Origin of the sequence: Rheinheimera sp. 1928-s (assembly GCF_029269265.1) — a bacterium.
GTDB lineage: Bacteria > Pseudomonadota > Gammaproteobacteria > Enterobacterales > Alteromonadaceae > Pararheinheimera.
Window position 1 is genome coordinate 466,998 of the sequence record NZ_JARIXP010000004.1, and the last position, 25,113, is coordinate 492,110.

23 protein-coding genes are annotated in these 25,113 nt (G+C 46.8%); 8 read left to right on the plus strand and 15 right to left on the minus strand.

The features are described from left to right. Window positions 1-147: 147 nt before the first annotated feature. The 7 genes from P3C17_RS12490 to P3C17_RS12520 all read right to left on the minus strand — a co-directional run bounded on the left by P3C17_RS12490 (window position 148) and on the right by P3C17_RS12520 (window position 5,883). Complete coding sequence (locus tag P3C17_RS12490) at window positions 148-951, minus strand: thioesterase family protein (protein WP_300929741.1); 804 nt, start codon at window positions 949-951, stop codon at window positions 148-150. A 39-nt stretch (window positions 952-990) separates the two neighbouring features. Further along, window positions 991-2,073, minus strand: a complete 1,083-nt coding sequence (locus tag P3C17_RS12495; protein ID WP_300929742.1) for an acyl-CoA desaturase — start codon at window positions 2,071-2,073, stop codon at window positions 991-993. A gap of 4 nt (window positions 2,074-2,077) precedes the next feature. Continuing rightward, a complete protein-coding gene (locus P3C17_RS12500; RefSeq protein ID WP_300929743.1) occupies window positions 2,078-3,196 on the minus strand; it encodes an iron-sulfur cluster-binding domain-containing protein in 1,119 nt (372 codons plus the stop codon). Between the two features lie 277 nt (window positions 3,197-3,473). Then, a complete protein-coding gene (locus P3C17_RS12505; RefSeq protein ID WP_300929744.1) occupies window positions 3,474-4,067 on the minus strand; it encodes a hypothetical protein in 594 nt (197 codons plus the stop codon). 136 nt (window positions 4,068-4,203) lie between these two features. Continuing rightward, the gene (locus P3C17_RS12510; protein ID WP_300929745.1) at window positions 4,204-4,662 is read right to left on the minus strand and encodes a GNAT family N-acetyltransferase; all 459 of its coding nucleotides are present in this window, start codon (window positions 4,660-4,662) and stop codon (window positions 4,204-4,206) included. A 59-nt stretch (window positions 4,663-4,721) separates the two neighbouring features. Continuing rightward, entirely contained in the window at window positions 4,722-5,219 is a 498-nt protein-coding gene (gene tpx, locus P3C17_RS12515) for a thiol peroxidase (protein ID WP_300929746.1), read from the minus strand. Window positions 5,220-5,244: 25 nt separating this feature from the next. Beyond that, window positions 5,245-5,883, minus strand: coding sequence for a methylamine utilization protein (locus P3C17_RS12520; RefSeq protein ID WP_300929747.1), 639 nt, complete (start codon window positions 5,881-5,883; stop codon window positions 5,245-5,247). A 172-nt stretch (window positions 5,884-6,055) separates the two neighbouring features. Between P3C17_RS12520 and P3C17_RS12525 the strand changes: the two genes are divergently transcribed. Then, window positions 6,056-7,303: a hypothetical protein gene (locus tag P3C17_RS12525; protein ID WP_300929748.1), complete on the plus strand. Its 1,248-nt coding sequence runs from the start codon at window positions 6,056-6,058 to the stop codon at window positions 7,301-7,303. Window positions 7,304-7,328: 25 nt separating this feature from the next. Here the strand turns inward: P3C17_RS12525 and P3C17_RS12530 are convergent, their stop codons facing one another. After that, window positions 7,329-7,952, minus strand: a complete 624-nt coding sequence (locus P3C17_RS12530) for a LysE family translocator (protein ID WP_300929749.1) — start codon at window positions 7,950-7,952, stop codon at window positions 7,329-7,331. A gap of 73 nt (window positions 7,953-8,025) precedes the next feature. Next, complete coding sequence (locus tag P3C17_RS12535; protein ID WP_300929750.1) at window positions 8,026-8,859, minus strand: DNA ligase; 834 nt, start codon at window positions 8,857-8,859, stop codon at window positions 8,026-8,028. A 258-nt stretch (window positions 8,860-9,117) separates the two neighbouring features. Here P3C17_RS12535 and P3C17_RS12540 point away from each other — a divergent pair, with 258 nt between their 5' ends. Then, window positions 9,118-10,389 carry a DUF3422 domain-containing protein gene (locus P3C17_RS12540; RefSeq protein WP_300929751.1) on the plus strand — a complete coding sequence of 424 codons (1,272 nt, stop codon included), beginning with the start codon at window positions 9,118-9,120 and terminating at the stop codon, window positions 10,387-10,389. A gap of 76 nt (window positions 10,390-10,465) precedes the next feature. After that, window positions 10,466-11,545, plus strand: a complete 1,080-nt coding sequence (gene torT / locus P3C17_RS12545) for a TMAO reductase system periplasmic protein TorT (protein WP_300929752.1) — start codon at window positions 10,466-10,468, stop codon at window positions 11,543-11,545. A gap of 11 nt (window positions 11,546-11,556) precedes the next feature. Here the strand turns inward: torT and upp are convergent, their stop codons facing one another. Next, window positions 11,557-12,210, minus strand: coding sequence for a uracil phosphoribosyltransferase (gene upp, locus P3C17_RS12550; RefSeq protein ID WP_300929753.1), 654 nt, complete (start codon window positions 12,208-12,210; stop codon window positions 11,557-11,559). Between the two features lie 140 nt (window positions 12,211-12,350). Between upp and P3C17_RS12555 the strand changes: the two genes are divergently transcribed. The 4 genes from P3C17_RS12555 to P3C17_RS12570 all read left to right on the plus strand — a co-directional run bounded on the left by P3C17_RS12555 (window position 12,351) and on the right by P3C17_RS12570 (window position 17,926). Continuing rightward, window positions 12,351-13,196, plus strand: a complete 846-nt coding sequence (locus tag P3C17_RS12555) for a M90 family metallopeptidase (protein WP_300929754.1) — start codon at window positions 12,351-12,353, stop codon at window positions 13,194-13,196. Window positions 13,197-13,276: 80 nt separating this feature from the next. Next, on the plus strand, window positions 13,277-13,759 hold the full coding sequence (locus P3C17_RS12560) for a peptidylprolyl isomerase (RefSeq protein ID WP_233078091.1): 483 nt from the start codon (window positions 13,277-13,279) through the stop codon (window positions 13,757-13,759). A 142-nt stretch (window positions 13,760-13,901) separates the two neighbouring features. Further along, window positions 13,902-14,744, plus strand: a complete 843-nt coding sequence (locus P3C17_RS12565; protein ID WP_300929755.1) for a hypothetical protein — start codon at window positions 13,902-13,904, stop codon at window positions 14,742-14,744. A 116-nt stretch (window positions 14,745-14,860) separates the two neighbouring features. After that, complete coding sequence (locus P3C17_RS12570; RefSeq protein ID WP_300929756.1) at window positions 14,861-17,926, plus strand: transglycosylase domain-containing protein; 3,066 nt, start codon at window positions 14,861-14,863, stop codon at window positions 17,924-17,926. 14 nt (window positions 17,927-17,940) lie between these two features. Here the strand turns inward: P3C17_RS12570 and P3C17_RS12575 are convergent, their stop codons facing one another. The 5 genes from P3C17_RS12575 to P3C17_RS12595 all read right to left on the minus strand — a co-directional run bounded on the left by P3C17_RS12575 (window position 17,941) and on the right by P3C17_RS12595 (window position 24,044). Continuing rightward, window positions 17,941-20,361, minus strand: a complete 2,421-nt coding sequence (locus P3C17_RS12575) for an EAL domain-containing protein (protein WP_300929757.1) — start codon at window positions 20,359-20,361, stop codon at window positions 17,941-17,943. Between the two features lie 5 nt (window positions 20,362-20,366). After that, window positions 20,367-21,566: a hypothetical protein gene (locus P3C17_RS12580; RefSeq protein WP_300929758.1), complete on the minus strand. Its 1,200-nt coding sequence runs from the start codon at window positions 21,564-21,566 to the stop codon at window positions 20,367-20,369. Continuing rightward, window positions 21,526-21,939, minus strand: coding sequence for a hypothetical protein (locus P3C17_RS12585; protein ID WP_300929759.1), 414 nt, complete (start codon window positions 21,937-21,939; stop codon window positions 21,526-21,528). Before P3C17_RS12585 ends, P3C17_RS12580 begins: the two co-directional genes overlap by 41 nt. Before the next feature lie 407 nt (window positions 21,940-22,346). Next, on the minus strand, window positions 22,347-23,111 hold the full coding sequence (locus tag P3C17_RS12590) for a transporter substrate-binding domain-containing protein (RefSeq protein ID WP_300929760.1): 765 nt from the start codon (window positions 23,109-23,111) through the stop codon (window positions 22,347-22,349). Window positions 23,112-23,288: 177 nt separating this feature from the next. Beyond that, window positions 23,289-24,044: a type 1 glutamine amidotransferase domain-containing protein gene (locus P3C17_RS12595; protein ID WP_300929761.1), complete on the minus strand. Its 756-nt coding sequence runs from the start codon at window positions 24,042-24,044 to the stop codon at window positions 23,289-23,291. A 94-nt stretch (window positions 24,045-24,138) separates the two neighbouring features. Between P3C17_RS12595 and P3C17_RS12600 the strand changes: the two genes are divergently transcribed. Beyond that, entirely contained in the window at window positions 24,139-25,053 is a 915-nt protein-coding gene (locus P3C17_RS12600; protein WP_300929762.1) for a LysR family transcriptional regulator, read from the plus strand. The last annotated feature ends 60 nt before the right edge of the window (window positions 25,054-25,113 follow it).

A 25,113-nucleotide genomic window follows, 5' to 3' on the forward strand; every position in this document is an offset into this window, starting at 1 on the left:
TTAAGCAACTTACCCTTCGTACTTGAAGCCGCAGCTTTGTTGACTGCGCTACTCGCCCCAGTCACATAGGACTACTATGCTCCTGGGGACTCCCACACTTGTCGTCGCGCTGCAACATCAATTACTTTGGGTAAGTGCACTTGCTGTTCAGGCAAAGACTGTCACTGTCTGGCGGCTGATGGCTGCTAACTGGCCGTCCGGTTGCCATAACTTGGCTTCAATATGATGATAACCATCAGCGCCATGTTCAATGCTAGCCAGATAAGACCACCAGTCAGTCGTCAGAGCTTGCGTTTCAGCGCCCTGATGCGGCTGAATAAACTCAATAGTCCAGGTTAACGAACTGGCAGGAGCCGGCTGGTTTAGTAAAGTTAAACTGACTGGCGGCCAGGCATCGACCAAGGCCAATAACTCCAGCACACCGACAGTTGTACTTTCACCTTCAGCAAAACGGATAAGCCCACCTAACTCTGTGCCTGTGCCCCCTGAAAATGGCATAGCACCGCGAGTGATATGGTAATCAAAATGCCGGGTAAATTCCGGCGCAGGCCCTTGTTTTGGCAATACCATAACCTGAGTACCAGAGTCTGGCGCTGCTTCTGCATTAATCTGATAAGCCGATGGACGTTCAGCACCAAAGCTCGCCAGCAATACTAATGCTACCTGTCCTTGCTGGGTAATCTCGACCATCGCCTGAATGACTGACTTACCCTGACGTAAAATACGCCGCGATACAGTGGCAGGCCCTGCATTTAAAGGTGCGACAAAAGACACAGACACTGAGCGCAGCGGGATTTGTGCCGGCAGCTCTGTGATTAAATGCGCCATAGCTAAAGCCGACGCCATACCACCAAACACCGCCCTGCCCTGGCCCCATTGCTCCGGCACTTCAATTTGCAGCTCATCCGGCTGTCCGGATTTAAACTGCTGCATTACATCGGCAAATAACATAGTTCTGTCCTTTTGTTACTCTGGTGGCGCAGCCACGCTTTATACAGTAGTGGCTTTACCACCAGGAAAAGAATATCTGATAATCCGGGCCACTACCGTAGCGTACTGGCGTAAAAAACTGCCGCTGTTATAAGCAATGCCATATTTTTTCGCAATAGCCTCTACCTGGGGAGCTACGTTCAAATAATGCAAAGCTGGCATATCCGGAAATAAATGATGTTCAATCTGGCAACTTAAATGACCAGTTAAAATATGAAACCAACGAGGTCCGGTAAAGTTGGACGAACCCAGCATTTGCCGATAATACCAGTGCCCACGGCTTTCACCTTCGCATTGCTCTTGGCTAAAAGTATGAACATCTGCAGTAAAATGACCACAAAAAATCACAGTGGAGGTCCATAAATTACGGATAATATTCGCCAACAAATTGCCCGCTAACACCCATAACCACATAGGCCCGGCAATTAAAGGGAAAAATACATAATCTTTAAGCAGTTGACGTGCGCCTTTGCCAAAAAAGGCTTTTTTCAAATCGCTGTGACTGACACTATTAATCCGATCAGGCTTCTTTTTACCAAAAAATACCCGCTCACCCGCCAACTCGTGGTAAGACACGCCCCATTGGAACAAGGTGCTCAATACCAAATAAGTGACGAACTGCCATAAGTTACGCAGCCGCCAGCGAAAGTCATTACTCAGGCGCAATAAGCCATAGCCAAAGTCGCGGTCTTTACCGATGATATTAGTGTAGGTGTGATGCTCAAAGTTATGAGTGCGTTTCCAGGAACCTGCATCACAGGCGATATCCCACTCAAAACGTTGAGAATGCAGCACAGGGTCATTCATCCAGTCGTATTGTCCATGCAAGACGTTATGACCTATTTCCATATTGTCGAGAATTTTTGCCAGCGCCAAAAGCGCAACACCTAAAACCCACAACCATGGCGTGATAAAACCCAGCACCATCAGGATGCGGCCAGAGACGGCGCTTAATCTTTGCGTCAGCAACATACGGCGGATGTAACGCGCTTCTTTATCACCCAACTGACTCATCACACCGGCTTTGACCTGATCCAGCTCAGCAGCCAGTTCCGACAATTGTTGTTCTGTAAGTTTCATCATGATCCTATAACTCAATTTGCAGATTGCTGTGCGCCGCGCTGATACACAACTGAATTTGTTCAGGGCCATCACCTGAGATTTGTCCAGTGCGTAAATTCAGTACCTGGCCTGATTTTTTCTGACACACACACTGATAACACACGCCTATCCGGCAACCAAAGCGTGGGTTGAGTCCTTGATGCTCTGCGGCCTGTAATAACGACACTCCTGCAGCGGCTTCCACTGTTGTTAACTTACCCTGCTGCATAAACAAGGCTTGTTTTACTGGTCCTTCTGCTGCAGTCACGGCCAATCCAAACAGCTCCGTATAAATAGCAGTTGATGGCGCGCCTTGTTGTATCAACTCGTCCTTGTACTGACGGCTCATCGCCGCCGGGCCACATACATAGTAAAAAGCCTTCGTCAGCGAAAAGCCTGCTTTAGCTTTTAATTGCTGCACTAAGTTCAACCGGCCGCAAGTTGCAGTTTCAATCAGTTGCAGTTCAAATAAAGGCTGTTTTGCCGCCAGTAGCTTCAGTTCCGCCAAAAAGGCGGCTTGCGCTGCATTTTTAACGCAATAAAACAACACAACAGGCGAAGTCCAGCAGCGTAAACTGCTTAACATGGACCAGAGTGGAGTAATGCCAGAACCTGCAGCCACCATCACTATGCTCTGTTCAAGCGCAGCATCCACTTTAGGTTCCAGTACAAAATCGCCCATCGCGTCACTGATACTCAAATGGGTGAATTCAGAAATGCCAGCAGCCAAAGCTTTAGTAAACTCGCCTTGAGATTGAATACGACAACTGATGCGGATTTGTTTTTGCCGCGCAAATACAGCAGAAGAGGAACTGATACTAAAACTGCGGCTGATATAACGGCCTTGATGCATCATGGTTACCAGAAGATGCTGACCTGGGGTAAAACCTGCCCAGGACGATGCAGGCTCTAACCAGACACTTAACATCTGATCGGTTTCCCAGCAAAAATCAACAATGCGGGCACTGTGATAATCCGGATGCAGCTGGGGCTTATTCCAGCGCAGCAGCGGATGCAGGTAGTAACCCAGCTTAGGCTGATTCGCCAGCATTAAACTAAATTGGCGATAGAGGCTCTGGCCCCATAAAGAGATCGTTTTGTTCACACTGGTCCTTCCACTCAATTTCAGCGCACAGTTGTACACTAAAAATAAGTTGAACTCCACTTCCAAGATCTGAAAATATATTATAAATACATCAAGGCACTGAATTAAAACAAATTTATAAATTAAAGAAATGAACAAAAAAACATATTTGAGTGAACATCTGTAATCTTTACTGATTTAAAAATGAAAATGGAGGGAAACTTGAACACAAGCCGCCTGTCTTCAGACAAAACGGCTGTTCCAGCAATGCCAGAGTGGAGTATGAAAACTCAGACTTTTAGTGCGGCCAGTTACTACCAGCATCGCAGTTTTCAACCCAAAGCACATTGTTACGAGAGTCGTTATTGATATAGACCTGATTCACAGCAGACTTCGGATAAATCAGCCCGTCCCCACAATCTGCACTTTGGCCTGGCCCTACCACAATTTTACTGCCGATTTTTAAGGTACAACTGCTCATTTGGTTGAGTACACTCCAGCTAGGGCAAATGGCATTGGCTTCTCTGTATTGATCCGTTGGGCCTTGTGGCAAACTAAAAGACCACCAGCGGCCATATAATGTATAGCTTTTCGCCTGATCCCAAACCCGATACACAGTTACAGGAGCTGTAGCTACAAACACCTGGCCCATACAAAGCTGGCCTTTGTCCGGCTGCCCTAAAGCGGATTGCAAAAGCTCCGGATCTGAGGTTACCTCTAAGCCAACAGCAGGTGCCTGAATACTTCCTACACAGTCAGTTGTCTGATCTGTAGTGTGAGCTGTGGTCACTGTTTGTGTTGGTTCTGGCGGCGTAGAGGAAGGTAAAGTGCTGCAACCTGCCAGCAATGAGGCAGCCAGCAGTATCCATAACTGGGGTGAATAAAAATGCATGGGGCAAACTCCTTGTTTTTGTGAATTCTGAGTAGCACGCCTGATTAGCCGTACACCAATCAGGCACAAGGAGCTTAGCCCAAAAAATGCGATTATCACCAGAACTATTTTGGGGACAGGTAAATAATCTAAAAATTTACAGCGTTTTTTCCATAAAAACGCTCAGAGGATCGAACTGATAAGAGGCAAAAGGCGCTCTGTACTGGTAGCCCAGCTTTTCATACAAGCCCAAAGCTTCGGGCTGGGAAATACCGGTTTCAAGTCGAGCCAACGGGATCTTTTGCTCAACAAGATAAGTTTCCAGCGCCTGCATCAGTTGTTTTGATACACCACGGCCTCTGAAAGCGTTCAGCACATACACCCGCTTAATTTCGCCATAAAGGCCATCATCCGACATTATTTTAACAGCGCCACAGCCTGCTAATTCACCATCCAGATAAGCCCCTAAAAACAATACATTAGGCAAAGCCAGCGCATCCAGGCTTTCCATATGATTACTTTCAGCAGGGTATAAAGAGGCCATATAAGCGTCAGATAAAGCCAATAAATGTGCAGCTGGGGCAGAGAAGGGATCAAGAGGTTTAATAAGCATCATCAAATTCTATTGAAGGTACAAATAAGGGGACCAGAGTCAGCAACTCTGATCCCATCACTTTAACTTAATACAGCCAAAGCACCGTCATACGAAGGTTCATCAGCAGTTTCAGCTACTTGCTCTGTGTACAACACAGTGCCATCAGTGCCGATAACCACGACAGCACGGGACAGTAAACCGGTCAGAGGGCCAGTAGAAAATTCCACACCATAATCTTTGCCAAATGAACTGCGGAAACTTGAACCGTTTTTCACCTGTTCTAAACCTTCAGCACCACAAAAACGCGCCTGAGCAAAAGGTAAATCGGCAGAAACACAGACAACTGCAGTGTTGCTTAAACCGGATAAGGCTTTATTAAAAGTGCGGACAGAGGTCGCACAAGTTGGGGTATCCACACTTGGGAAAATGTTCAGTACCACACGCTGACCAGCAAAATCTGCCAGTTTCAAATCGGCTAAACCCGCACCAGTTAAAGTGAAATCAGGGGCTTTGCTACCCACTGCCGGCAAATCGCCTATAGTCTGAATTGGATTACCTTTTAACGTTACTGTGGCCATAAATCGGCTCCTTGAGGTTAATAATTTAAGGGGTATAGGATGCACCAAAACCTTTTTTCGGTTTCTTTGGTTTCTCCTGAGCGGTAATAGCCAGTTGATAATTCATCATCTGACCATCTTTAATTTGTACTTGCTGAGTCACCCAATCGGCATTTTGCCATGGATGCCAGAGTTTTACCTGATAATCGCCATCTGGTACGCCGGTAAAGTTCGCCAATCCTTTGCCATCTGTTACCTGTAAAAACGGACTGTCGCCGACATAAATATAAGCCTGCATATAGTCATGAATATTACAGCCCAAAGCAATAATTCCCGCCTGATCAAATACCACAGGGGCTTCTGGTTTGTTGGCATAGAGTTTTAACTCAAACACCTTGGCTGGTGAAAACGAATACACATGATGGCGGGTTTTATCCAAATTAGGGAAATCCACAGAGGTGCCTGTCTGATAAGCCGAAACAAAAGGGATAAAAGTCAGGTCTTGTTGCTTCACTTCAGCTTTTTTTTGCGCAAACTGAAGGTTAGCCGGATCCAGCAGCTCAACGACCGCATCTTCCAGCGGTTGACCTTGCTGATCGGTCACAGTAATTTGAACTGCGGCCACAGCTCCCAGGCTATAACACAACAATAGACAAGCAGAAAAAAAACGGGCTAAAGTAGTCATTCACTAATTCTCCGGGGGCCAGAGCAGACAAAAGTCTGGTTAAACTAAAACAGTTTTGGCTTCTTGTCATCCTATGACAGCGAAAGCGGCTGAAACTTTGTCGCCTCGGCTATTTTTATCCCTTGCTGCGAACTGCTATTCTCAAGGCTGAATACCAAATAAGGAACACAGGATGTCCACTGCTCGTTTTGCTCACTTGTGTATCTCTCTGATCCCTGCATTATTTTTGTGTGCTGCAGCAACGGCTTCTGAACAGCTGAGCCTGCAGGGCCGTGGCGAATTTTACCTGAATAAACAAAATGATACAGCCCATTATTTAGAGCCATGGTGGCAGCAAGGCACAGGCCAGTTTGGCAATCATACCGAAGCAGGTGTTGGCCCCCAGTATCTGGTGGCCCATCTTGAAACCAATTCCGACTTCTCTGCCACAGTGCATGCCCAGTGGCACAGAGCCCCCGAAGCGGGCTTTGGCCTCACCGAGGCCTGGATCAACTGGAGCCCTTTACCTGTTTCCGGCTACAGAGTGCGCGCCAGAGCCGGGATTTTTTATCCGGCTATGTCGTTGGAAAACACCGACTTAGCCTGGACTTCGCCTTATACAAATTCGTTTTCTGCCATTAACAGCTGGATAGCGGAAGAAATTAAAACCAGAGCTGTTGAACTATCTGTCAGCAGGCCTGGGCGTTTTTTTAAATCAGACCACAGTATTCAGTGGGTAGGCGCTTTGTTTCAGGGCAATGATCCGGCGGGTTCCATTTTGACCTGGCGCGGTTTTGCCTTGCATAATTTGCAAACCAGCATTGGTGAGCGGGTCCACTTTGCCAATTACCCCAGCATAGCTGCGGGTGGCGAAATTGAATTGCAACCAGCATGGGTTGAACCGAACCGCGAACTGGATCATAAAACCGGCTATTACACAGGGCTACACTGGCTGCATAAAGATCAAACCGAAATACGGTTGTATTGGTACGACAACAGAGGCGAACCTACGACCTTTAAAGATGGGCAATATGCCTGGGATACCCGTTTCCTCAGCCTGGCTTTTCAACATCAACTGACAGAAGAGTGGCGCTTGCTGGCGCAAGTTCTGAATGGCGACACAGCTATGGGTGAGCAGGCTGTCGTTGCGGATTACCAAAGCAGTTACCTGATGCTGAATTATCAGTGGGAGCAACACAGCATCAGCGCCCGCTACGATCACTTTGAAGTCACAGATAAAGATCTAAGCTTGACCGATGACAATAACGGCAAAGGCCACAGCTGGACTTTTAACTGGACTTATCAGCTGACAGCGCATGTAAATCTGGCGCTGGAACACAGCAGTTTACAGAGTTTTCAACCGAACAGAACCCAATGGGTTGGCTGGCAGGCGCATGCAAAACAGCGCTCCAGCAGCCTGATTTTGGGCTATCGCTGGTAAGCCAAAGCTTAAAACAACGCTATGACTAACCCAATAACATCCACAGCGCCACTGCAAACATTAAACTGGCAGCAATACGGTTAAGCCACTGCACTTTATTTTGTTGCTGGAAAAATGCGCCCAGAGCTTTGCCGCCACTTGCGTACAGCAGCATAGACAGAAACTCCATTAAAATAATAAGAAAAACCAACACCAGCAACTGTGGCCAGAACGCCAATTGGCTATCGATAAAAGGCGGCAACAAGGCCATATGAAAAGCCCAGCCTTTAGGGTTAGACACAGCGGTAACAAAACCCTGACTAAATAAAGTGCGTCGTGGTAATAATTCCCGACGAACACCAGCCTGTGGAATAGCTAACTTGCCTTTGGCCCACCACATTTGCCAGCCGATATAAGCCAAAAATAAAGCACCAGCAATTTTAAACCACTGAAAAACAGTCGGAAATTGCAACATCATAGCGGCAACGCCACAAACAGCTAAAATGGCAACCAAAGCCACACCTAACATTTCGCCCCACATCATCCATAAAGTGCGGCGCACGCCCTGCGTCATTCCAAGCGTCATAGCCAAAGTCATACACATACCTGGTGTGACAGAAACAAATAAAAAAGTCGGAATAAAAGCGCCCATCAAAGCCAGATTAACCATAACTACCTCATCAGCTGAAGATGGCTATTCTGGCGCTGAACACTGATACCAGCAAGTAGCGCCGACTGGCTTTTTACTGCTCTGGTCGCTCGCGCAGGAAAACTGCAAAACGAGGTGTGCCTTTGTGCGTCAAACCATGGTACTGAAAGGTCACCAGACGCCCAATTTGGGGCGGATTTTTTCGCTCTTCCACACTAAAACCTGAACCTAACTTAAAGCGCCGTCCATCCGGTAATTCCACCAATAAAGCACCCAGCATGCCACTGAACTGACCTTTGCCCGGCAAATGCGCTACTACTCTGGCTTCTGCATCTTCCGCCAGTTTTAATTTCTGCAAATGACTGACCCGCCCGCTTTGATAAAGCGCATCAGCGCGATGCAACATCAATCCTTCGCCGCCTGCGGCTACCACCTGCTGCAACCACTCATTCAGTTCAGCCTTGGTTTGCAATTGTTTCTGCTCCAGCAACTGCACAAAAGCATTCTCTGGTAGTTGCTGCCGTAAAAACTGCAAACGCTCTGTAAAAGTGCCCTGCTGTGTTGGCGCGTCAAACACCATCAGTCGGATGTATTGCCAGTCTGTGTTATCAGAGCCTTGCTGCAACGCTTGCATCACCAGTTGGAACTTACCCCTGCCCGCCCATAACTCCGCATCCAACGCAAAATCAGGCAATTGTTTCAATAAATGATCCGGCAACTTTATCCATTGCCCGCTGCGACTACGCAGTTGTTTGCCGTCCCAAAAGGCTCTGACACCATCAAGTTTTTCGCTGATCCAAAAAGCAGATACGGCTTGGTGCTGCTGATAAGACTGAGCCAGTTGTAACTGGGGTAAGCTGCTTAAAGCAAAAGCCGGTGCTGATGAGAGCATGGCCGTACAACACAGCGATAAATACAAAATTCGCATTTGTCTATCCTCTTTGTTGTGTTCCTCTTTTAATTGTAGCCCTGCTTTATTTGAAAATAAAATGTTAACGAAAATGCACTTCTTTAGTGCTATCTTGTGCACTAAGGGAACATCAAGCTGTTGTTTTTTATGATAAACCCGGTCTGGAAATAATAAATTCACTAATAAAATCAAGTGATTGACATCTGGTTGTCATGCATAGGTATAGATACTGCTTCTGTTCTATGGCTCGTTTGTCTATTTGTTTTGGAGTCTGTTATGGTTCAGCTTTATTTACGCCAACACCCGCAACGCGATTTGCTGGAACAAGAATTACAGCAACGCTTTTTTCCGGCACTGGACTCTCCCTGTCAGCTTTGTCAGTTTGTGCTGACGCTGTCGAGCACCTCACGCAGTGCTGAATATCAGGCTATGCAACAACTGGCTCAGCAACATGGCAAAGATCTGCAGCCTCATGAACAGGACTGCAACCTGCAGCTTGGCAGCAGTTGGCTGCGTTGGGAGCGGCACAACGAATTTTCCACTTACACTTTTATCCGGCCCGGTGCTGCATCCAGCCTGTTCTGTGATCCAGAGGATTTAGTGCCTGATCCACACTGGTTTGCCAGCTTACCAGGCCAGTTATTCCGGGTGGTGCAGCTGAGCATAGTGCAACCCGCTCAGTTGGTAGCAAAAGACCCGGCAGAGCTTTTTGTCAGTGAACACCTGATCAGCAGCATGGTGTTTAACGGCAAAGCGCGGATCTGGACGGATTTTCGTAAACACAATGAAGGTGCTGGCCGTATGCTGGTGCTGGACCAAGGGTTAAGCCGCAGCGCCTTGGGCGCTTTGGTTCAGCAGCTGTTTGATTTGGGCAACTACCGTAAGCTGGCCCTGCTGGCCTGGCCTTATTGCAAACTGGCTTTGCATCAGTTGCCACAACAGGAGCAGCAACTGGCGGTCATCACCTCACGTATTGAGCAAAAGCAAGGTAATGATGAGCAACTGCTGGACGAACTGATCCAGCTGGCTGCTCAGACGGAACACCAGATCTCGGAAAACAGCAGTAGATTGCAGGCCAGTCATGCCTACTACCAACTGACGTTGGACAGATTAAAAAGTCTGGAAGAAGAACCAGTAGAAGGGCTGATGTCGTTACAGCATTTTACCGAACGGCGGTTAACTCCGGCCTGGCGTACCGCTCAATCTGTATTAAAGCGTCAGCAACAACTGGCAGAACGTTTGGGCCGTTCCACCGAGTTGCTGCGCACTCAAATCAATTTAAAGCTGGCATGGCAAAATCAGACCTTGTTGTCCTCTATGGATAAAAGAGCTCATTTGCAGCTGAAATTACAAAGTGCGGTCGAGCGTTTGTCCGTGGTAGCCATCAGCTACTATTCGCTGCAACTGTTAACCAAAGCTCAGGAGGCTATAGTGCACTGGGTGCCGCAGTGGCCAGCCAAAACTATTGAATCCATCAGTATTCCAGTGGTGGTCTCTATGGTGCTTTGGTATTTCTGGCATTTGCGGAAAAAATTGGCACACCATTAAAGCGATAAAAAGACAAATCACTTTGCTGTGAAATCTTCTATAGTTTGAAGCAGATATATACCCAAGTGACCTCAAGATGCAGAATTCGGCGGTAGATAAATGGAGATTTCATGGCCAAAGCCTGTTGCCGATCTGCCTCTGGAGCAGTTTAGCATTCAGCTTTTCGTTAGCGGCGGAGCAAAACTGGTTTCCGGTTGAAGTACAAGCCGACGGCAAAACTCTGGAGTACCAACCATTAGAAAAAATCAGTAAAGCATGGCGGCTCTGTGCTTTATTGCCTCATGGCAAAGATCATTACTGGTGGGGCGTGTCCTGGGGCTTAGCGGAAGAAGCTAAACGTCAGGGAGTACAACTCGGAATTTATGAAGCCGGAGGTTATGAGAATCTGCCACGCCAACGTCAGCAATTGCTGGATTGCGTCAGTAATAAAGCCGATGCGCTGATTATTGGTGCTATTTCAAGCGAAGGGTTAAACGATTTAATAGCGCAGTTAAAAGATGCGGGTATTCCTGTTATTGATTTAATTAACGGCATTAATAGTGACGCCATAACAGCCCGATCCTCTGTGTCTTTTGCTGATATGGCGACCAAAAGCATGTTGTATTTGCTGCAACACAGCCAACAAAGCTCTATTGATTTGGCATGGTTTCCCGGACCAGTTGTGGCTGCTTGGGTGCAGGATGCCGAGCGGGGGTTAAAGCAAACATTGCAAGGCTCAGAGGTGAAACTTTTACATGGTGGTTATGGTGCAACCGACAATTTTTCACAAGCCACTTTAGTGCGGCAGTTATTCAGTCGGGAACAACCTGACTATGTGCTGGCAAACGCTGTCGCAGCTAGTGTTGCTCAGAACTTTCTCTCGGCGGAAAACCTGACAAAGGTTGCGGTCATGGCCTATTACGCTAACCCTGATGTCGTCAGGCTGATCCAGCAAGGCCAACTACTGGCAGCAGCAACAGATTCACCTGTGATCCAGGCCCGTATTAGTATTGATTTGGCCTTACGTGTTCTGGAAAAACAAGCTTACGCCAGACAAGTCAGCCCGCAAATACGAATTTTGGATCCAAAAAGCATCCAAGAGTTGCCATTACAGCAGATCATAGCGCCAAAACAACAATGGATGATCCGTCAGCCTTTATCAGCCCCAACGCCTTAGTCTTTTCAGCATCAAAGTTTGGGCCCAAAACATAAATCTCCGGCATCACCCAAACCCGGCACTATATAAGCCTGCTCGTTCAGGTGCTGATCCAAAGCACCTAACCACAAATAACTGTTTTCAGGTAAATGTTGGCGCAAGGCTGCAACGCCTTCAGGTGCAGCGATTGCAGCGGCTACGTGCACAGAACGAGGAGTCGCCTGGCTGGCGATCAGTTGCCAGACTTTAAGCAAAGAACCGCCTGTAGCCAGCATAGGGTCTATCAAAATTAAATCACGGCCTGTTAAATCAGGCAAAGCAGCATAATTCATACGGATTTCAAGCTGTTCAGCCGATTCACCTTCAACACGATAAGCGCCAATAAAGCCACTGTCAGCGTCGTCAAAGGCATTGGCAAAACCCTGATAAAATGCCAGACCAGCTCTTAACACAGTCACTAACACAGGGGGTTGCTGTGGCACTGGGATCTCGGTTTTCCCCAGTACGGTGTGCACTTCAACCTTCTGTACCGGCAGAGTTTTTGCCAGTTCTGCTGCCAATAAAAAACCTAAACGCTCTAAGTTAAACTTAAAGCGCAGCCGGTCTTTTTGAATACCAGGATCACGCAGTTGTAACAAGATAGGGTGCACTAAACCCGGAGATAAATTCAGCTGAAATAGGTTCATAAAAAAACTCAGTCACTTGGTATGACTCGAAGGGTATAGTTTTTTTCCGTCAGGACGCAACCTGTTCTGAACAGATGACCTTGATTTTATCCACGGCGGCGCCATAACAGCATTATCAGGGCTTATCTGGAGCACGTATTGTGCCTTTATTGTTGTTAACTTTGCTGACCTTAGTGGTGTTGGCCGCGGTGTTTGTACCTCCTGCCTGGCGGCACTATCGCCGGAAAAAAATTCAGCAGCAGCCTTTTCCTGCAGCCTGGCGCCAGATCCTTAAGCAGCGTATGCCCTACTTCCGCGCTTTACCTGCCGATTTACAACTGCAACTGAAAAAGCTTATTCAGGTTTTTGTTGCCGAAAAACAATTTGTCGGCTGTGCAGGTTTAACCGTCACTGACGAAATGAAAGTCACTATAGCGGCTCAGGCTTGTTTGTTGCTGCTGAATAAACCTGCTCATTATTATCCAAAATTGCAGCAAATCCTGATTTACCCGGCCGCTTTTGTGGTGCCTGCCCAGCAGTCAGATGCTGCAGGGGTGGTGAGTGAAAGTGCACAGGTACGTTTGGGTGAATCCTGGCACACCGGCCAGATTGTGTTGTCATGGGTCGATACTTTGCACTCTGCCGCCATCTGCAACGATGGACATAATCTGGTGATCCATGAATTTGCTCATCAGCTCGATCAACTCAAAGGCCAGGCCACAGGAGCACCTTTGCTCAGAAGCAGAGAAGCTTATCAAGAATGGTCACAGGTGTTATCCCGGGAGTTTGAGCAGCTGCAGCGCCAGTTGGCTCATGGTTTACCTACCTTGTTTGACTCTTATGCTGCCACTAATCCAGCCGAATTTTTTGCGGTCATTTCTGAAGTGTTTTTTGAACAACCTGATTTATTCGCCGCTCAGCATCCGGCTTTGTATCAGCAATTAAAATCTTTTTATGCACTGGATCCATTGAACTGGGTGCACACTCACCCGGTAAATCAGCATTAACCACAGAAAAAAGTCGACCCTAGAAGGGCATTGCGCAATAATAACCGCCATTTTTTTAGCAAGCAGCGGATACACAGACAATGCAAATCACCAAAGATACAGTGGTTCAGTTTCATTACACCTTATCAGACGACACTGGCGTATTAGAAAACTCCAGAAGTCAGGACCCGGTTTTATACCTGCAAGGTCATGGCAACCTGATTGAAGGTTTAGAAAAATCAATGGAAGGCCATCAGGCCGGTGATAAATTTACCGTCACTTTAGCCCCAGCCGATGCTTATGGCGAGATCGCTGCCGACTCTATTCAAAGCGTTCAGGTGAAACACCTGATGGGCGCAAAAAAATGGAAACCGGGCATGGTGGCCGTGGTCAATACAGAACAGGGTCAACGTCAGGTCACTGTAGTCAAAGTGGGCATGTTTAAAGCTGAAGTGGATACCAACCACCCATTAGCGGGCAAAACTTTAAGTTTTGATATTGATGTGATTGATGTGCGTGCCGCATCTGCAGAAGAAATCGAACATGGTCATGCCCATGGCGTAGGTGGTCATCACCACCACTAAGTCGCAGTCAGGCTTTTATTTCAGCCGGACTTTTTGGTTCAGCAGCTCTGTTGCAGTTGCTGAACTGAATTAACCCTTGTCCTTGGCCTGCGCTTTCGTTAGATTAATAGGATGTTAAAGAAAAGCCTGAGGCGTTATGCTGATGCGATATGTTTTAGCTCTTGTGGTACTGCTGTTGAGCAACTACAGTCTGGGCGAAGCATCAAAACCAATGCTGAACTGGGCAATCAATACAGGTCCTCCTTTTCATATAGTCGGCGGCACCTTTAACCAGCAAGGCCTGTGCGACCAGTTACTCTCCAGTATTCAAACTCATCTGCCCAACATCAGCCATCAAAATTTATTGATGCCGCAAACCCGTATCCATCAAGCATTAAATAACAGAGAAACCTTATGTTTCCCTTGCATGATCCACAGAGCCCAGCCGACTAAAACAGCGGTGTTCAGTACCCCCACTCATTGGTACAGACCTCAGGGCGTGATTACCCGTCAGGCGCTGGCCGATCATTTAACTGAACAATTTGGCACGCCCCTGGTATTGACCAGACTGCTCCAAGCTAAAATCTTTAAACTTGGACTGGCCGCAGGTCGCAGATATGGGGATATAGAACCTTTACTGGAGCCTCATCGTAAAAGTGAGTTAATACGCTCTGGGGATGATGGTCCTGTCGCCTTACTGAAAATGATCCAAAGTGGCCGTATTGATTACACTCTGGACTACGACATTATTCTGACATACCTGAACAAAACAGCGCCGGAGCAGGCCAAAGGTCTGGTGTATGTGCCCATTGCCGAGTTATCCGCGCCTATTGCCGGAGCCGTGGGTTGCAGCAATAGCGACTGGGGCAAACAACAAATTGAACTCATTAACACTGTGATACCCAAAGTTCAGGCCGATCCGGCTTTTCAGCACAGCCTTGAATTGTGGTTTGATGGTAAGGTTTTGTCAGCACCGTCGGAGTCAAAAATCAAGCAAGAGCAGTAATTGGAGATAAATCAGTATGTTTGATCGACAAACTTCAGCAAAATTCAGCTGCAAAGCCTGCTTATACCAGTTAAAATCGAACGAAATGGCAGATGCCTGAACTCATGGATAAGAACTTGTCATCCCCACCAGATTTTAATCAAATGCAATTTGATAACTACCGCGACGAAAGACCGTCAGAGCAAGCTGCACCTGTGGTTCAGCAACGGCGGCGTCGCAGCCTGCTCCCCTGGTTATTTATTTTATTGCTGCTTTCTGGCGCCGCGCTGGTCCTCTACGAGCTGTCGACAGCCCATTATCAATCCACAGAAATCAGTGCTTATGCGAAAAAGCTGACCTATAAGCTGCAATCAGGCCCAACAGAACAAGTGTCTTACCCTATAGCCGGGCCTTTTGACCAACGTTTAGGCTATTCCAAATTACCCAAATTTATTCCAGCTTTAACCCAGCGTAATTTTGTGGTTGAGCAACAAGCTGCGTTTTCGCCTGAAATGCTGTTTTACACTCAGTTAGGTTTTTTTCCGCCTTACCGCGAAAAAGCTCAGGGCGGACTATTAATTGGCGACTGCCGTAACGAAGAGTTGTTTTCTTTTTCTCATCCACAACGAGTGTATAAACACCCGGCTGAGGTTCCTGCAGTAGTGCGTGACAGTCTGCTGTTTATAGAAAACCGTAAGTTATTAACCTCTCCTGCCCGCGCTAACCCTGCTGTCGACTGGCCACGTTTTATGATGGCTGCTGTGTCTCAGGTGACTAAAGTGTTAAATTTAGAAGGGCAATCAGCGGGCGGCAGTACGCTTGCGACCCAGATTGAAAAGTACCGTCATTCGCCACAAGGTTTAACCCAGGGCTTTACAGACAAATTTTTGCAGATGGTGTCAGGCTCAGTGCGGGCTTATCGTTATGGTGCCGACACCTCATTAACCCGGCATGAAGTGGTATTGGATTATTTAAACTCTGTACCTCTGTCCTCAGCTCCGGGTTTTGGTGAAGTGCATGGTGTGGGTGATGCGTTATGGGCCTGGTTTGGCACCGACTTTAGCCGTTTTAATCAGGTATTAAATGCTGAAGCTACAGAACAAAATAAAAGCTTAAGAGGCTTGGCTTTACGCCAGGTATTGGCGCTGATGATAGCCCAGCGTCGCCCCTCTTATTATTTATTGCAAGGCCATGATGATTTAGAGCAACTGACCAACAGCCATTTACGAGTACTGGCCAATGCGAAAGTGATAGATAAAGATCTGGCCGATTCAGCCATGTCACAGCGTTTATTGTTTAAAGGTGGTAAAGCGCCGGGCATTAAACAAGATGCGCAAACCCTCAAAGGCATTAACGTAGCTCGTGGTCGTTTAGGTACTCTGCTGAATCAACAGCTTTATGATTTAGACCGGCTGGATTTAACGGCCAAAGTGTCTTTGCATCACGAATTGCAACAAAAAGTCAGCCATTACCTCAATAGTCTGGCCTCCCCTGTGGTCGCGGAAAAAGTCGGCTTGTTGGGTGAAAAACTGTTAAGTGCCAGCAATACCGACAAAGTCACTTACAGTTTTACCTTGTTTGAAAAAACGCCGGGCGGTAACAGAGTGCGGGTTCAAACCGACAATACCGACCAGCCTTTTGATTTAAACGAAGGCAGCAAACTGGAACTGGGTTCTACCGCTAAGTTACGGGTTCTGACCACTTATCTGGAAATAGTAGCCGAGCTGCATGACTCTTTTATTGATGAACTGCCGGAAAACCTGTTAAACCTTGAAATAGCGCCAAACGATCATTTAACCCGCTGGGCTGCCACTTATATGGCGCATACGGCCGATCGTGATTTATCAAAAATGCTGGATGCTGCTTTACAACGCACTTATTCAGCCTCTCCTGTCGAACGCTTTTTTACCGGCGGTGGTTTGCAGGTATTTAACAACTTCCAGAAAAAAGAAGACAGCAGAGTTCCTACTGTACTGGAGTCGTTAAAAGAATCCATCAACCTGCCTTTTGTCCGTATTATGCGCGACATCGTATCCTACAGCAGCAGTTACCAGACGGCAGGCAGTACCTCGTTGTTACTGAAAAACGACAAAGACCCCCGTCGTGAAGAGTATTTACGCCGTTTTGCCGATAAAGAAGGCAGCTCTTTCCTGCAAAGGTTCTGGCGTAAGTACCAGAAAAAAACCGAAGAAGACCGTTTAAACACCTTTTTTGAAGGTTTAAAACAAACGCCGGATCGTTTAGCTGCAGTGCACCGTTATTTGTTGCCTGAGTCTGACTTTGCCAAATTCAGCGCCTTCTTGCAGCAACGTTTGCCGGAAGAAAATTTGACGGTCAAAGACATTGATGAGCTGTATAACAAATACGGCCCTGGTAAATTCAGTCTGATGGATCAAGGCTATATAGCCCGGGTTCACCCGCTGGAATTATGGTTACTGAGTTTTATGCAACAAAACCCGCAGGCGACGTTAACAGAAGCTGTGAATGCTTCAGCAGAGCAACGTCAGCAGGTGTACCGCTGGTTGTTCAGAACCTCTAACCGCAGCGCAAGGGATACCCGTATCCGCATTATGCTGGAAGTAGAAGCTTTTCTGGATATCCACCAGCGCTGGAAAAAACTGGGTTATGCCTTTGATCACCTGGTGCCGTCACTGGGCACGGCTTTAGGCAGCTCTGGTGACAGGCCCGCGTCTTTGGCAGAACTGATAGGTATTATTCAGAATGACGGTATGTTACTGCCGACAGTCAGGGTAGATCAGCTGCATTTTGCCGCCAATACACCTTATGAAGTGAAGTTGAAGTATCAGCCAAATGAAGCACAGCGAGTGATGAAACCAGAAGTAGCCAGAGCCCTGCGTTTTGCCTTGTCGCAAGTGGCAGATGGCGGTACTGCCCGTCGTTTACAGGGGTCATTCACTAAAGCTGATGGTTCGCCTTTAGTCATAGGTGGAAAAACAGGTACGGGTGATAACAAAATGGCAACCCAGGTGATCCGTGGTCGCACAGTGCAATCGACCACCATCAACCGCACTGCAACTTTTGTGTTTTACCTGGGAGAGAATCACTTCGGTACTCTGACCGCTTTTGTACCGGGTAAAGGCGCTGAAGATTTCAGCTTCACTTCTGCCCTGCCGCTGCAAGTTCTTAAAGGCATGGCGCCTATACTAAGTCCTTACATCCAGCAAGGTCAGCTTTGCCGTTAAACCAAGGGTCAGACTCAAAGACTCTGACCCTGCCAAATGCCTTTAGGGAAATGTTCTTCTAGAAAACCTGCCAGCTCGGGTTGTGGTATGGGCCTGGCAATCAAATAGCCCTGCGCTATATCACAGCCCTGCTGACGCAATAGCTCCAGTTGCTCACGTGTCTCCACCCCTTCAGCCACAACCTGAAGTTGCAGCTTTTGCACCATCGCAATAGTAGAAGCAATGATTTGAAAATCAGCGGCATTTTCCAGCATTCCTGACAAAAAGCTCTTATCAATTTTGATGCAGTCCATCGGCATTTTTTTCAGATAACTTAAGGACGAATAGCCAGTACCAAAATCGTCGATAGCAAAATGAATACCCATGGCTTTAATTTGCGACATGATGTTCAGCATAGTGTCTATGCTCTGCACCAAAGTACGCTCTGTCAGTTCCAGTTCAAAATAAGAGCCTTGCAGCTCGTATTTATCCAGCAGTCGTTTCAGTGTTGGGATCAATTGTGGGTCAACAAACTGTTCAGCCGACAAGTTAATGGCAATACGGAAATGATGCCAGCCACTGTGCAATAAATTCAGGCATTGCTGCATACATTGTTCGATGATCCAATAGCCCAGCGGCACTATTTGTCTGGATTGCTCCAGCACCGGGATAAACTCATCCGGCGGCACCATACCTCTGCTGGGATGACGCCAGCGGATCAGGGCTTCAAAACCATACAAAGCCCCAGTGGCTATCGTCATTTGGGGCTGAAAACTGAGACTGAACTGGTTCAGTAACAACGCCTCTTTTAAATCCTGTTCCAGCAATACGCGCTGCTGCACCCGCTGATACATATCCAGGTTATAAGCCTGAGCGCCATTGCCACCATTCACTTTGACTTCATGCATAGCTAAATCGGCCTGACGAATTAAATCATCAGCATCTGTCGGCGTAGCCATACTTATGGTTAAACCTATGCTGGCCGTCATGACAAAGTTTTGCTGATCAATGGTCAAAGGCTGCTGAATACGCTGCAATACCTGACTTGCTAAACGAAAAGGCGCATCCACATCTGCCTGTTGCGGCAACACAAAAACAAACTCATCGCCACCAAAACGACATAGCAAATCGTTGACACCACAACAATCTTCTAACCGCAGCGCAACCAGTTTCAGTAACTTATCTCCCTGCGCATGGCCCAGGCTGTCGTTGATGCGTTTGAAGTCATCCAAATCAACAAAAAGCACAGCCAGAAATTTGTTCTCCGTGCTTTGGCTGCTCAGCATACGCTCCAGTTGATACTGCAACATATTCCGGTTCGGCAACGTAGTCAGTAAGTCGTACATCGCCACTTTTTCCAGCTCATTGGTATGCTGCTCTACTTTATGGTTCAGTTGCTCCAGTTCAATACTTAACTCATCAGCAGCCTGACGTAATAAATCCACTTCATCCGGCCAGATGCTGGCATCAAACTGGCTTTGCTGACGAAAACCTGCATATTGTTTTTGTGATAGTAAAGGTAAAGCCTGACTGAGCTTTTTTAACCTCAGACTGATGCGGCGCATGATCAGATACACCAGCAGCACCATACCGCCAAATAAAAACACTGAGGTAATGAGCAATTGACGACGATAGCCATTATTAGTAGCGACAAAATCACTGATATTGTCCACCACAGTCAGGTACACGCCCTGGCTTTGCATTTCAAAAGCGGAGATCAGGTACTGCTGGCCATTGTGATGCAATTCCAGCCCTTCACTTAAAGCCAAATCCGCTTCAAGATCTGAGACTTTTTGCAACAGTGCTGTGACTAACCGCGGGTTAGAGCTGGACACCAGTTCGCGGTTGATTTTCCCTGTTGCTGATTTACTGGCCCGGATCAAGGCCACATCAGAATTTAAGCTTTGATGCAACGCCGATAAAATATCAACCAGCGTTGTGGTCACTGTCATCACGGCCACTTCACCTGAGGCGTTCAGCACAGGCAAACTCAGCTGTTTGACACAATACTGTACACATAAATTAATAGTCGACGGACTTTGTTGTTTCAGTACCTTTTGCACTAAAGTGGGAGAAAAATAAGAGGTTTGCTGACCACTATTAAACAGCAGTTGCATATCGCTGTTGTGCAACCAAATTTGCTCAATATTCAGATGCAGTTGCATATTGGCGCTTTGTTCAGCCAGATGCTGAATAAAAATTGAAAAATCAGGGTGCTGGCTTAACTGCACCAGATCAGAAAAGCTTTCCAACCAGACCCGCAGCTGTTGCTCAATAATGGTATTTTGTTGCAGATACTGCTGTCTTGCCGATTCACGTTTGACCTGCTGCTGCTGATCAAACTCCTCGCTCATTCGCATCAAACCCAAACTGGTTTGCAGCACCGTCATACAAAGCAAAGCGCTGATGGTCGCCAGCAGAATTTTCCAGGGTAAACTAAATACAAAAGGCCGCATGCTATTTAAAACCAATACATCAGTTGCATAGCCCACATTTGCCAGTATTCAGATTTATTATGCTGCAAGTCCGGCATCACAGGGTAAGCTAAACGTGCCGTGCCCTTCACCCAGTGGTGCTCCATAGTTAAACGCAGATTGTCTTTAATATCATAAGTTAAACCTAAAGTGACATCATCCTGATAACCAAAATAGGCAGGCACCATACCGCCTGTACTTTGTGAAAACTTAACCCCACTGCGATCATCTTTGTCCAAATCAAAGATATCCACACTCAACAGTGCCCAGGTACGTGGCATCAGGTTATAGCGCCCCTGCAGATACCAGCCCTGACTAAAACTGTTGCGTTTAAAACCAGGTACATAAAAATCACTGATATCCAGCCGCTCCTGCACCCATTCACTGCTCAACTCCCAGTATTCAGCCGCATAACGACCATTTAACATCACCCGTTGTACTGTCATGGCACCATCGCTGTATAAATCCAGTTCGGCTTTTTTGTAGCTGAAGTCTGAGTCGAGCAAAGATAGCCCCAATTGCCAGGCGGATTGATCCGGTCGCCAGAACACACTAGCCTGATGCACATAGTCTTGTTCAGCATTCCCTTGGGCTTGCGTACTTAACAGGATCTGACCTTGCTCTTTACTTAAGTTGGTTGCGCCCCAACTCCAGTTCAGTTCAATTTCACCTATGCTGGTGTCGTGGGTACTTTTTAATGCCAGACCATCACTGCCCACAGCAATATCGCGAAAAGAATCAAAATAGACAGATTGTGGCAATACTATGGCATTGCGGGTAAAAGGCACATCGCGGGTGGCAGAATAAAGCCAATGTTGGTTTTTAAAGCGACCAATAAACAAATTCAGTCGCCAGTCAAAATCGCTGTATAAAGTCCAATCTAAAAATAAGTAGTCCAGCCGGGTTCCTTTGGTGTAGCGGCGGCCACCATCCAGATACACCGCCTGTCCAGCCAGACGCAGCTTCTCCGACACCCCCCAGGACATATTGACTCCGACATCAGTCAACTCTGCGGAAATACTGTCATCCAGATTAACAAAGTTAGTCTCAGGCGCCTGAATGAGGCCCTGTGAAATAAAACCATGCCATTGCAGTTCATCAGCCTGCAACTGCCATGAGCAGCTCAGCAGTAGTAAAAGACACAGCTTACTGCGTAACATGAATGACTTTAAGCGTGGATAGTTCATCTGAATTCTCAATATAACCTATAGCCCCTTCGGTATTTGCTACCATTTCGCGCATTTGTTGCTCTGAAGTCAGCACCACAGGCGCTGCACCTAAACCCGAATAGGTAATTTTCTGCCAAATCCTGTCCAACTGATAAGGAAACATCTGCAGTTTCTCTTTGGCAAAACTCTGATGTATCGGATTTTTTGCCGACAACACAAAGACCCGGATCGCTTTGCCATCGGGCCAGTTTTGTTGCCGCATAGAATAGATGGCACGCAACTGAGTGACTGTCAGTTGGTCCATAGGCACGGCAGGATGCGTTACGACTTCAGTAGCTAAAGCAGAACATGCCCAAAGCACAAAGCCAGCAACGGCGAACTTGATATTCACGTCTTTGTGATTCCTCACGATATACCCGGATAGGTGCACTATCTTTGGATACACGTATTAAATGGCGGCAAGGGAGTTTGTGAAAAGTGTCGCCATGAAGCCTGGATTGTCCGCGCTCAGTATAGTAGCAGTAGCTGAAATTGTATTGTAGTGAAGAAAAAAAAGTAGTGTTTTCAGTGAAATGAGAATAACTCATGCTCTCTATATTTCAACAAATGGTGAACAGTAAACGACGAGACAAGAGTTGATAACACTGAATAAACAGAAATTAAAAAAGGGCCCGCTGAGGGCCCTGAAATCACCAGGAACAGTGATGCATGCAACAAGTTTAAGCCCGTTCAGCATGCCGTGTGCGCTTTACAAAGATGTGACAGCTGAGCGAAGCTTTGATGAAAACAAAAGATAAATCATGGTTTTACCATGGCCTGTTGAATTTGGTATTTAGCCAACAACAGTTGCCACTCCTGATCGGCAGGCATTTGTCGGATCACTTGCTGTAAAAACTGATGCAGCTGCGGATCGGTTTTACTTAGCATAAAGCTACGTTGGATCACGTCATGGGGTGTTTTGGCGACATAAAAATGCCTTGCCTGTTCGCCGTGACTGAATTTATAAGACAAAGTGGAAGAGCTGATAATGGTAAAGTCGCCACGCCCTAACCTGAGCATATCCAGCACATAATCCTCCTGTAAGGTATCTACCCTCTCCAGAATGCCTGAGGCAACAATCTCATCTATACCTTTGTATTTATAGCCTTGTGAGCCAATAAAGGTTTTACCTGTTAAATCAGCTAAGTCCTGATCCCGCACTGGTTTTCTGGCATCAGATACATACATATCCTTGTCATATAAAAAAGGGGCGGTAAACAGCATTTGATCTGCCAGAGACTTAAACCAGGCAGGCTGAACCCCAACCACTACATCAACAAAAGGATCTGCCAATAAGGCATCCAGTCGCTTTCTTGGCATTAACTCGGTTTTAAACTGGTATTTGTCTGTTTTGTGGTTTAAGTACGAGGCCAAATCAAAATACAAACCCCGTTGCTCCCCCCAATCAATCACATAAGGGGCTTTTAAATGATAAGTCAGCAACAACACCTGTTGTTTTGGCGCTGCATAAGCATTCGCTGTAAAACTAAAACTCAGTAACAAAATACAAAATCTAAACCACATAACCACAGATCCAAAACATTACTGGTTTGAGAGTAGATAAGTTTTACGTACAGAGCCAGTTTCAGCAGACAGGCAGTGCTCAATTTTTTCGCACTATTACAAGCGAAAGCAACAGAAACGAAACAGAACCACAGCTTTGCTCCAAACTGTGGTTGTGCAGCAGCGGTGAGATAAAAACTATTTAGTGGTTAGCAACTGGACTAAAGCAGCTCCGACAGCGGTGGCAGATTGTGGATTCTGTCCCGTAACCAGACGCTGATCCACCACCACTTTACTTTGCCAATTGGCTGCTGCACTGTAGCTGGAACCGCGCTTGATCAGTTCATCCTGCAAAGAGAATGGCACCACCTGGGTCAGTTTTACCTGCTCTTCTTCACTGTTGCTAAAACCTGTCACTTCCTTCCCTGAAATCAGATAGCTGCCATCGGCCAGTTTGATATTCAATAAAGCAGCAGGACCATGACAAACTGCCGCCACTATGCCATCGTTCTGATAGAGATCTGCAGCAAATTGTTGTAACGTTTTATCTTGTGGGAAATCCCACATGGTGCCGTGGCCACCGGCAAAAAGCACAGCACGGTAATCTGCAGCTTTTAAATCCGCTAACTTCAATGTCTGCTGTAATTTATTGCTGTGTATGTTGTCAGCCATAAACCACTGATTAACTTTATCTGCCTCAGCCAGGCTGCGTTCGTCCACTGGCGCTTTGCCGCCGGCAATGCTGGCAATATCGACTTCAATACCGGCATTGACCAGTTCTTGATAGGGATGTGTGACTTCACCTAACCAATAGCCGGTTTTTTCACTGGTATTGCCCATTTGGCTGTGGCTGGTCACGACAATCAATACTTTGTCGGCTGCCATAGCTAAAGCACTGCTTAGCGTCAGGGCTGCTGCCAGCCCCAGTTGTACAACGCGTTTTGATAATTGCATCTGTCACCTCTGTGTTGTGGATTTGATGGTGCTTAGTCTGCAGTAAGGCTAAACTTCAAAGAAGTGAATTGATTTAATATCAGCTATCCAAATTATGAATATCAAAAATAAAGATCTGAATTTATTGCTGCTGTTTAAAGTGTTGTACGAAGAGTTGAATGTCAGCACTGCAGCAACCCGTCTGAATCTGAGCCAGCCTGCACTCAGTCATAAACTGAATAAGCTACGCCATGAGTTTGCCGATCCACTTTTTGTCCGCGCTGCCAGGGGGTTAACTGCAACACCCAAAGCGATCAGTATCTCCACCGAAATATTGCAGCTGGTGTCTTCACTTGAAGGTTTTTATCAGCATCAAAGTGACGTAGATTTTTTAAATCAGGCCGACCGACTGGTGATCTACAGCACTGATTACATAGAAAGTGTATTACTGCCGGACTTGCTGCCACTGTTATCCGAACAGGCACCACAAGTTCAGCTGGTGATGCGCCATACTCAGGGGGTTTTGCCTAAGCAGCAGTTGGAACGTGGCGATTGTGATCTGGCCATTGCTGGCTTTTACCGTGATTTACCAGAGAGTTTTTATCAGCAACAATTGCAGAGCGAAGACTTTGTGGTACTGATGCGTCGTCAACATCCATTGGCCGAGCAGGAGCTAAATCTCGACCACTATTGCCAAGCCAGGCATATAGTAACCACACTGACGGGCGATCTGGATGGCCTGGTTGATCAGGAATTAGCCAAAGCTGGATTAAAGCGTCAGGTCAGTACCGGAGTTTCAGGTTTTTTATCACCAGCCCATATAGTTCACAAAAATGATGTGCTGCTGACCTGCCTGCAATCAGTGGCGAATATCGCGGTGCAGGCGAACTCAAATTTGCTGTTCAAAACCTGTCCTGTGTCATTACCACAAGTGCAAATCAGCCAGGTCTGGCACTCCAGAACTCAGGACGACCCGTTACGACGCTGGTTACGCCAGCATATTCATCGGCTGTTACATAATCCAGCCTGATGCATCAAGCTAAATTGATTAAACAATAAGAATGATTCCGCATACAGAACACAATTGACA

What these genes read in the sequence shown, in the direction of transcription:
- P3C17_RS12490 (WP_300929741.1), bottom strand. Translation starts at nt 951, where the DNA reads ATGTTATTTGCCGATGTAATGCAGCAGTTTAAATCCGGACAGCCGGAT.
- P3C17_RS12495 (WP_300929742.1), bottom strand. Translation starts at nt 2,073, where the DNA reads ATGATGAAACTTACAGAACAACAATTGTCGGAACTGGCTGCTGAGCTG.
- P3C17_RS12505 (WP_300929744.1), bottom strand. Translation starts at nt 4,067, where the DNA reads ATGCATTTTTATTCACCCCAGTTATGGATACTGCTGGCTGCCTCATTG.
- P3C17_RS12510 (WP_300929745.1), bottom strand. Translation starts at nt 4,662, where the DNA reads ATGATGCTTATTAAACCTCTTGATCCCTTCTCTGCCCCAGCTGCACAT.
- tpx (WP_300929746.1), bottom strand. Translation starts at nt 5,219, where the DNA reads ATGGCCACAGTAACGTTAAAAGGTAATCCAATTCAGACTATAGGCGAT.
- P3C17_RS12520 (WP_300929747.1), bottom strand. Translation starts at nt 5,883, where the DNA reads ATGACTACTTTAGCCCGTTTTTTTTCTGCTTGTCTATTGTTGTGTTAT.
- P3C17_RS12525 (WP_300929748.1), top strand. Translation starts at nt 6,056, where the DNA reads ATGTCCACTGCTCGTTTTGCTCACTTGTGTATCTCTCTGATCCCTGCA.
- P3C17_RS12530 (WP_300929749.1), bottom strand. Translation starts at nt 7,952, where the DNA reads ATGGTTAATCTGGCTTTGATGGGCGCTTTTATTCCGACTTTTTTATTT.
- P3C17_RS12535 (WP_300929750.1), bottom strand. Translation starts at nt 8,859, where the DNA reads ATGCGAATTTTGTATTTATCGCTGTGTTGTACGGCCATGCTCTCATCA.
- P3C17_RS12540 (WP_300929751.1), top strand. Translation starts at nt 9,118, where the DNA reads ATGGTTCAGCTTTATTTACGCCAACACCCGCAACGCGATTTGCTGGAA.
- torT (WP_300929752.1), top strand. Translation starts at nt 10,466, where the DNA reads ATGCAGAATTCGGCGGTAGATAAATGGAGATTTCATGGCCAAAGCCTG.
- upp (WP_300929753.1), bottom strand. Translation starts at nt 12,210, where the DNA reads ATGAACCTATTTCAGCTGAATTTATCTCCGGGTTTAGTGCACCCTATC.
- P3C17_RS12560 (WP_233078091.1), top strand. Translation starts at nt 13,277, where the DNA reads ATGCAAATCACCAAAGATACAGTGGTTCAGTTTCATTACACCTTATCA.
- P3C17_RS12565 (WP_300929755.1), top strand. Translation starts at nt 13,902, where the DNA reads ATGCGATATGTTTTAGCTCTTGTGGTACTGCTGTTGAGCAACTACAGT.
- P3C17_RS12575 (WP_300929757.1), bottom strand. Translation starts at nt 20,361, where the DNA reads ATGCGGCCTTTTGTATTTAGTTTACCCTGGAAAATTCTGCTGGCGACC.
- P3C17_RS12580 (WP_300929758.1), bottom strand. Translation starts at nt 21,566, where the DNA reads ATGAACTATCCACGCTTAAAGTCATTCATGTTACGCAGTAAGCTGTGT.
- P3C17_RS12590 (WP_300929760.1), bottom strand. Translation starts at nt 23,111, where the DNA reads ATGTGGTTTAGATTTTGTATTTTGTTACTGAGTTTTAGTTTTACAGCG.
- P3C17_RS12595 (WP_300929761.1), bottom strand. Translation starts at nt 24,044, where the DNA reads ATGCAATTATCAAAACGCGTTGTACAACTGGGGCTGGCAGCAGCCCTG.
- P3C17_RS12600 (WP_300929762.1), top strand. Translation starts at nt 24,139, where the DNA reads ATGAATATCAAAAATAAAGATCTGAATTTATTGCTGCTGTTTAAAGTG.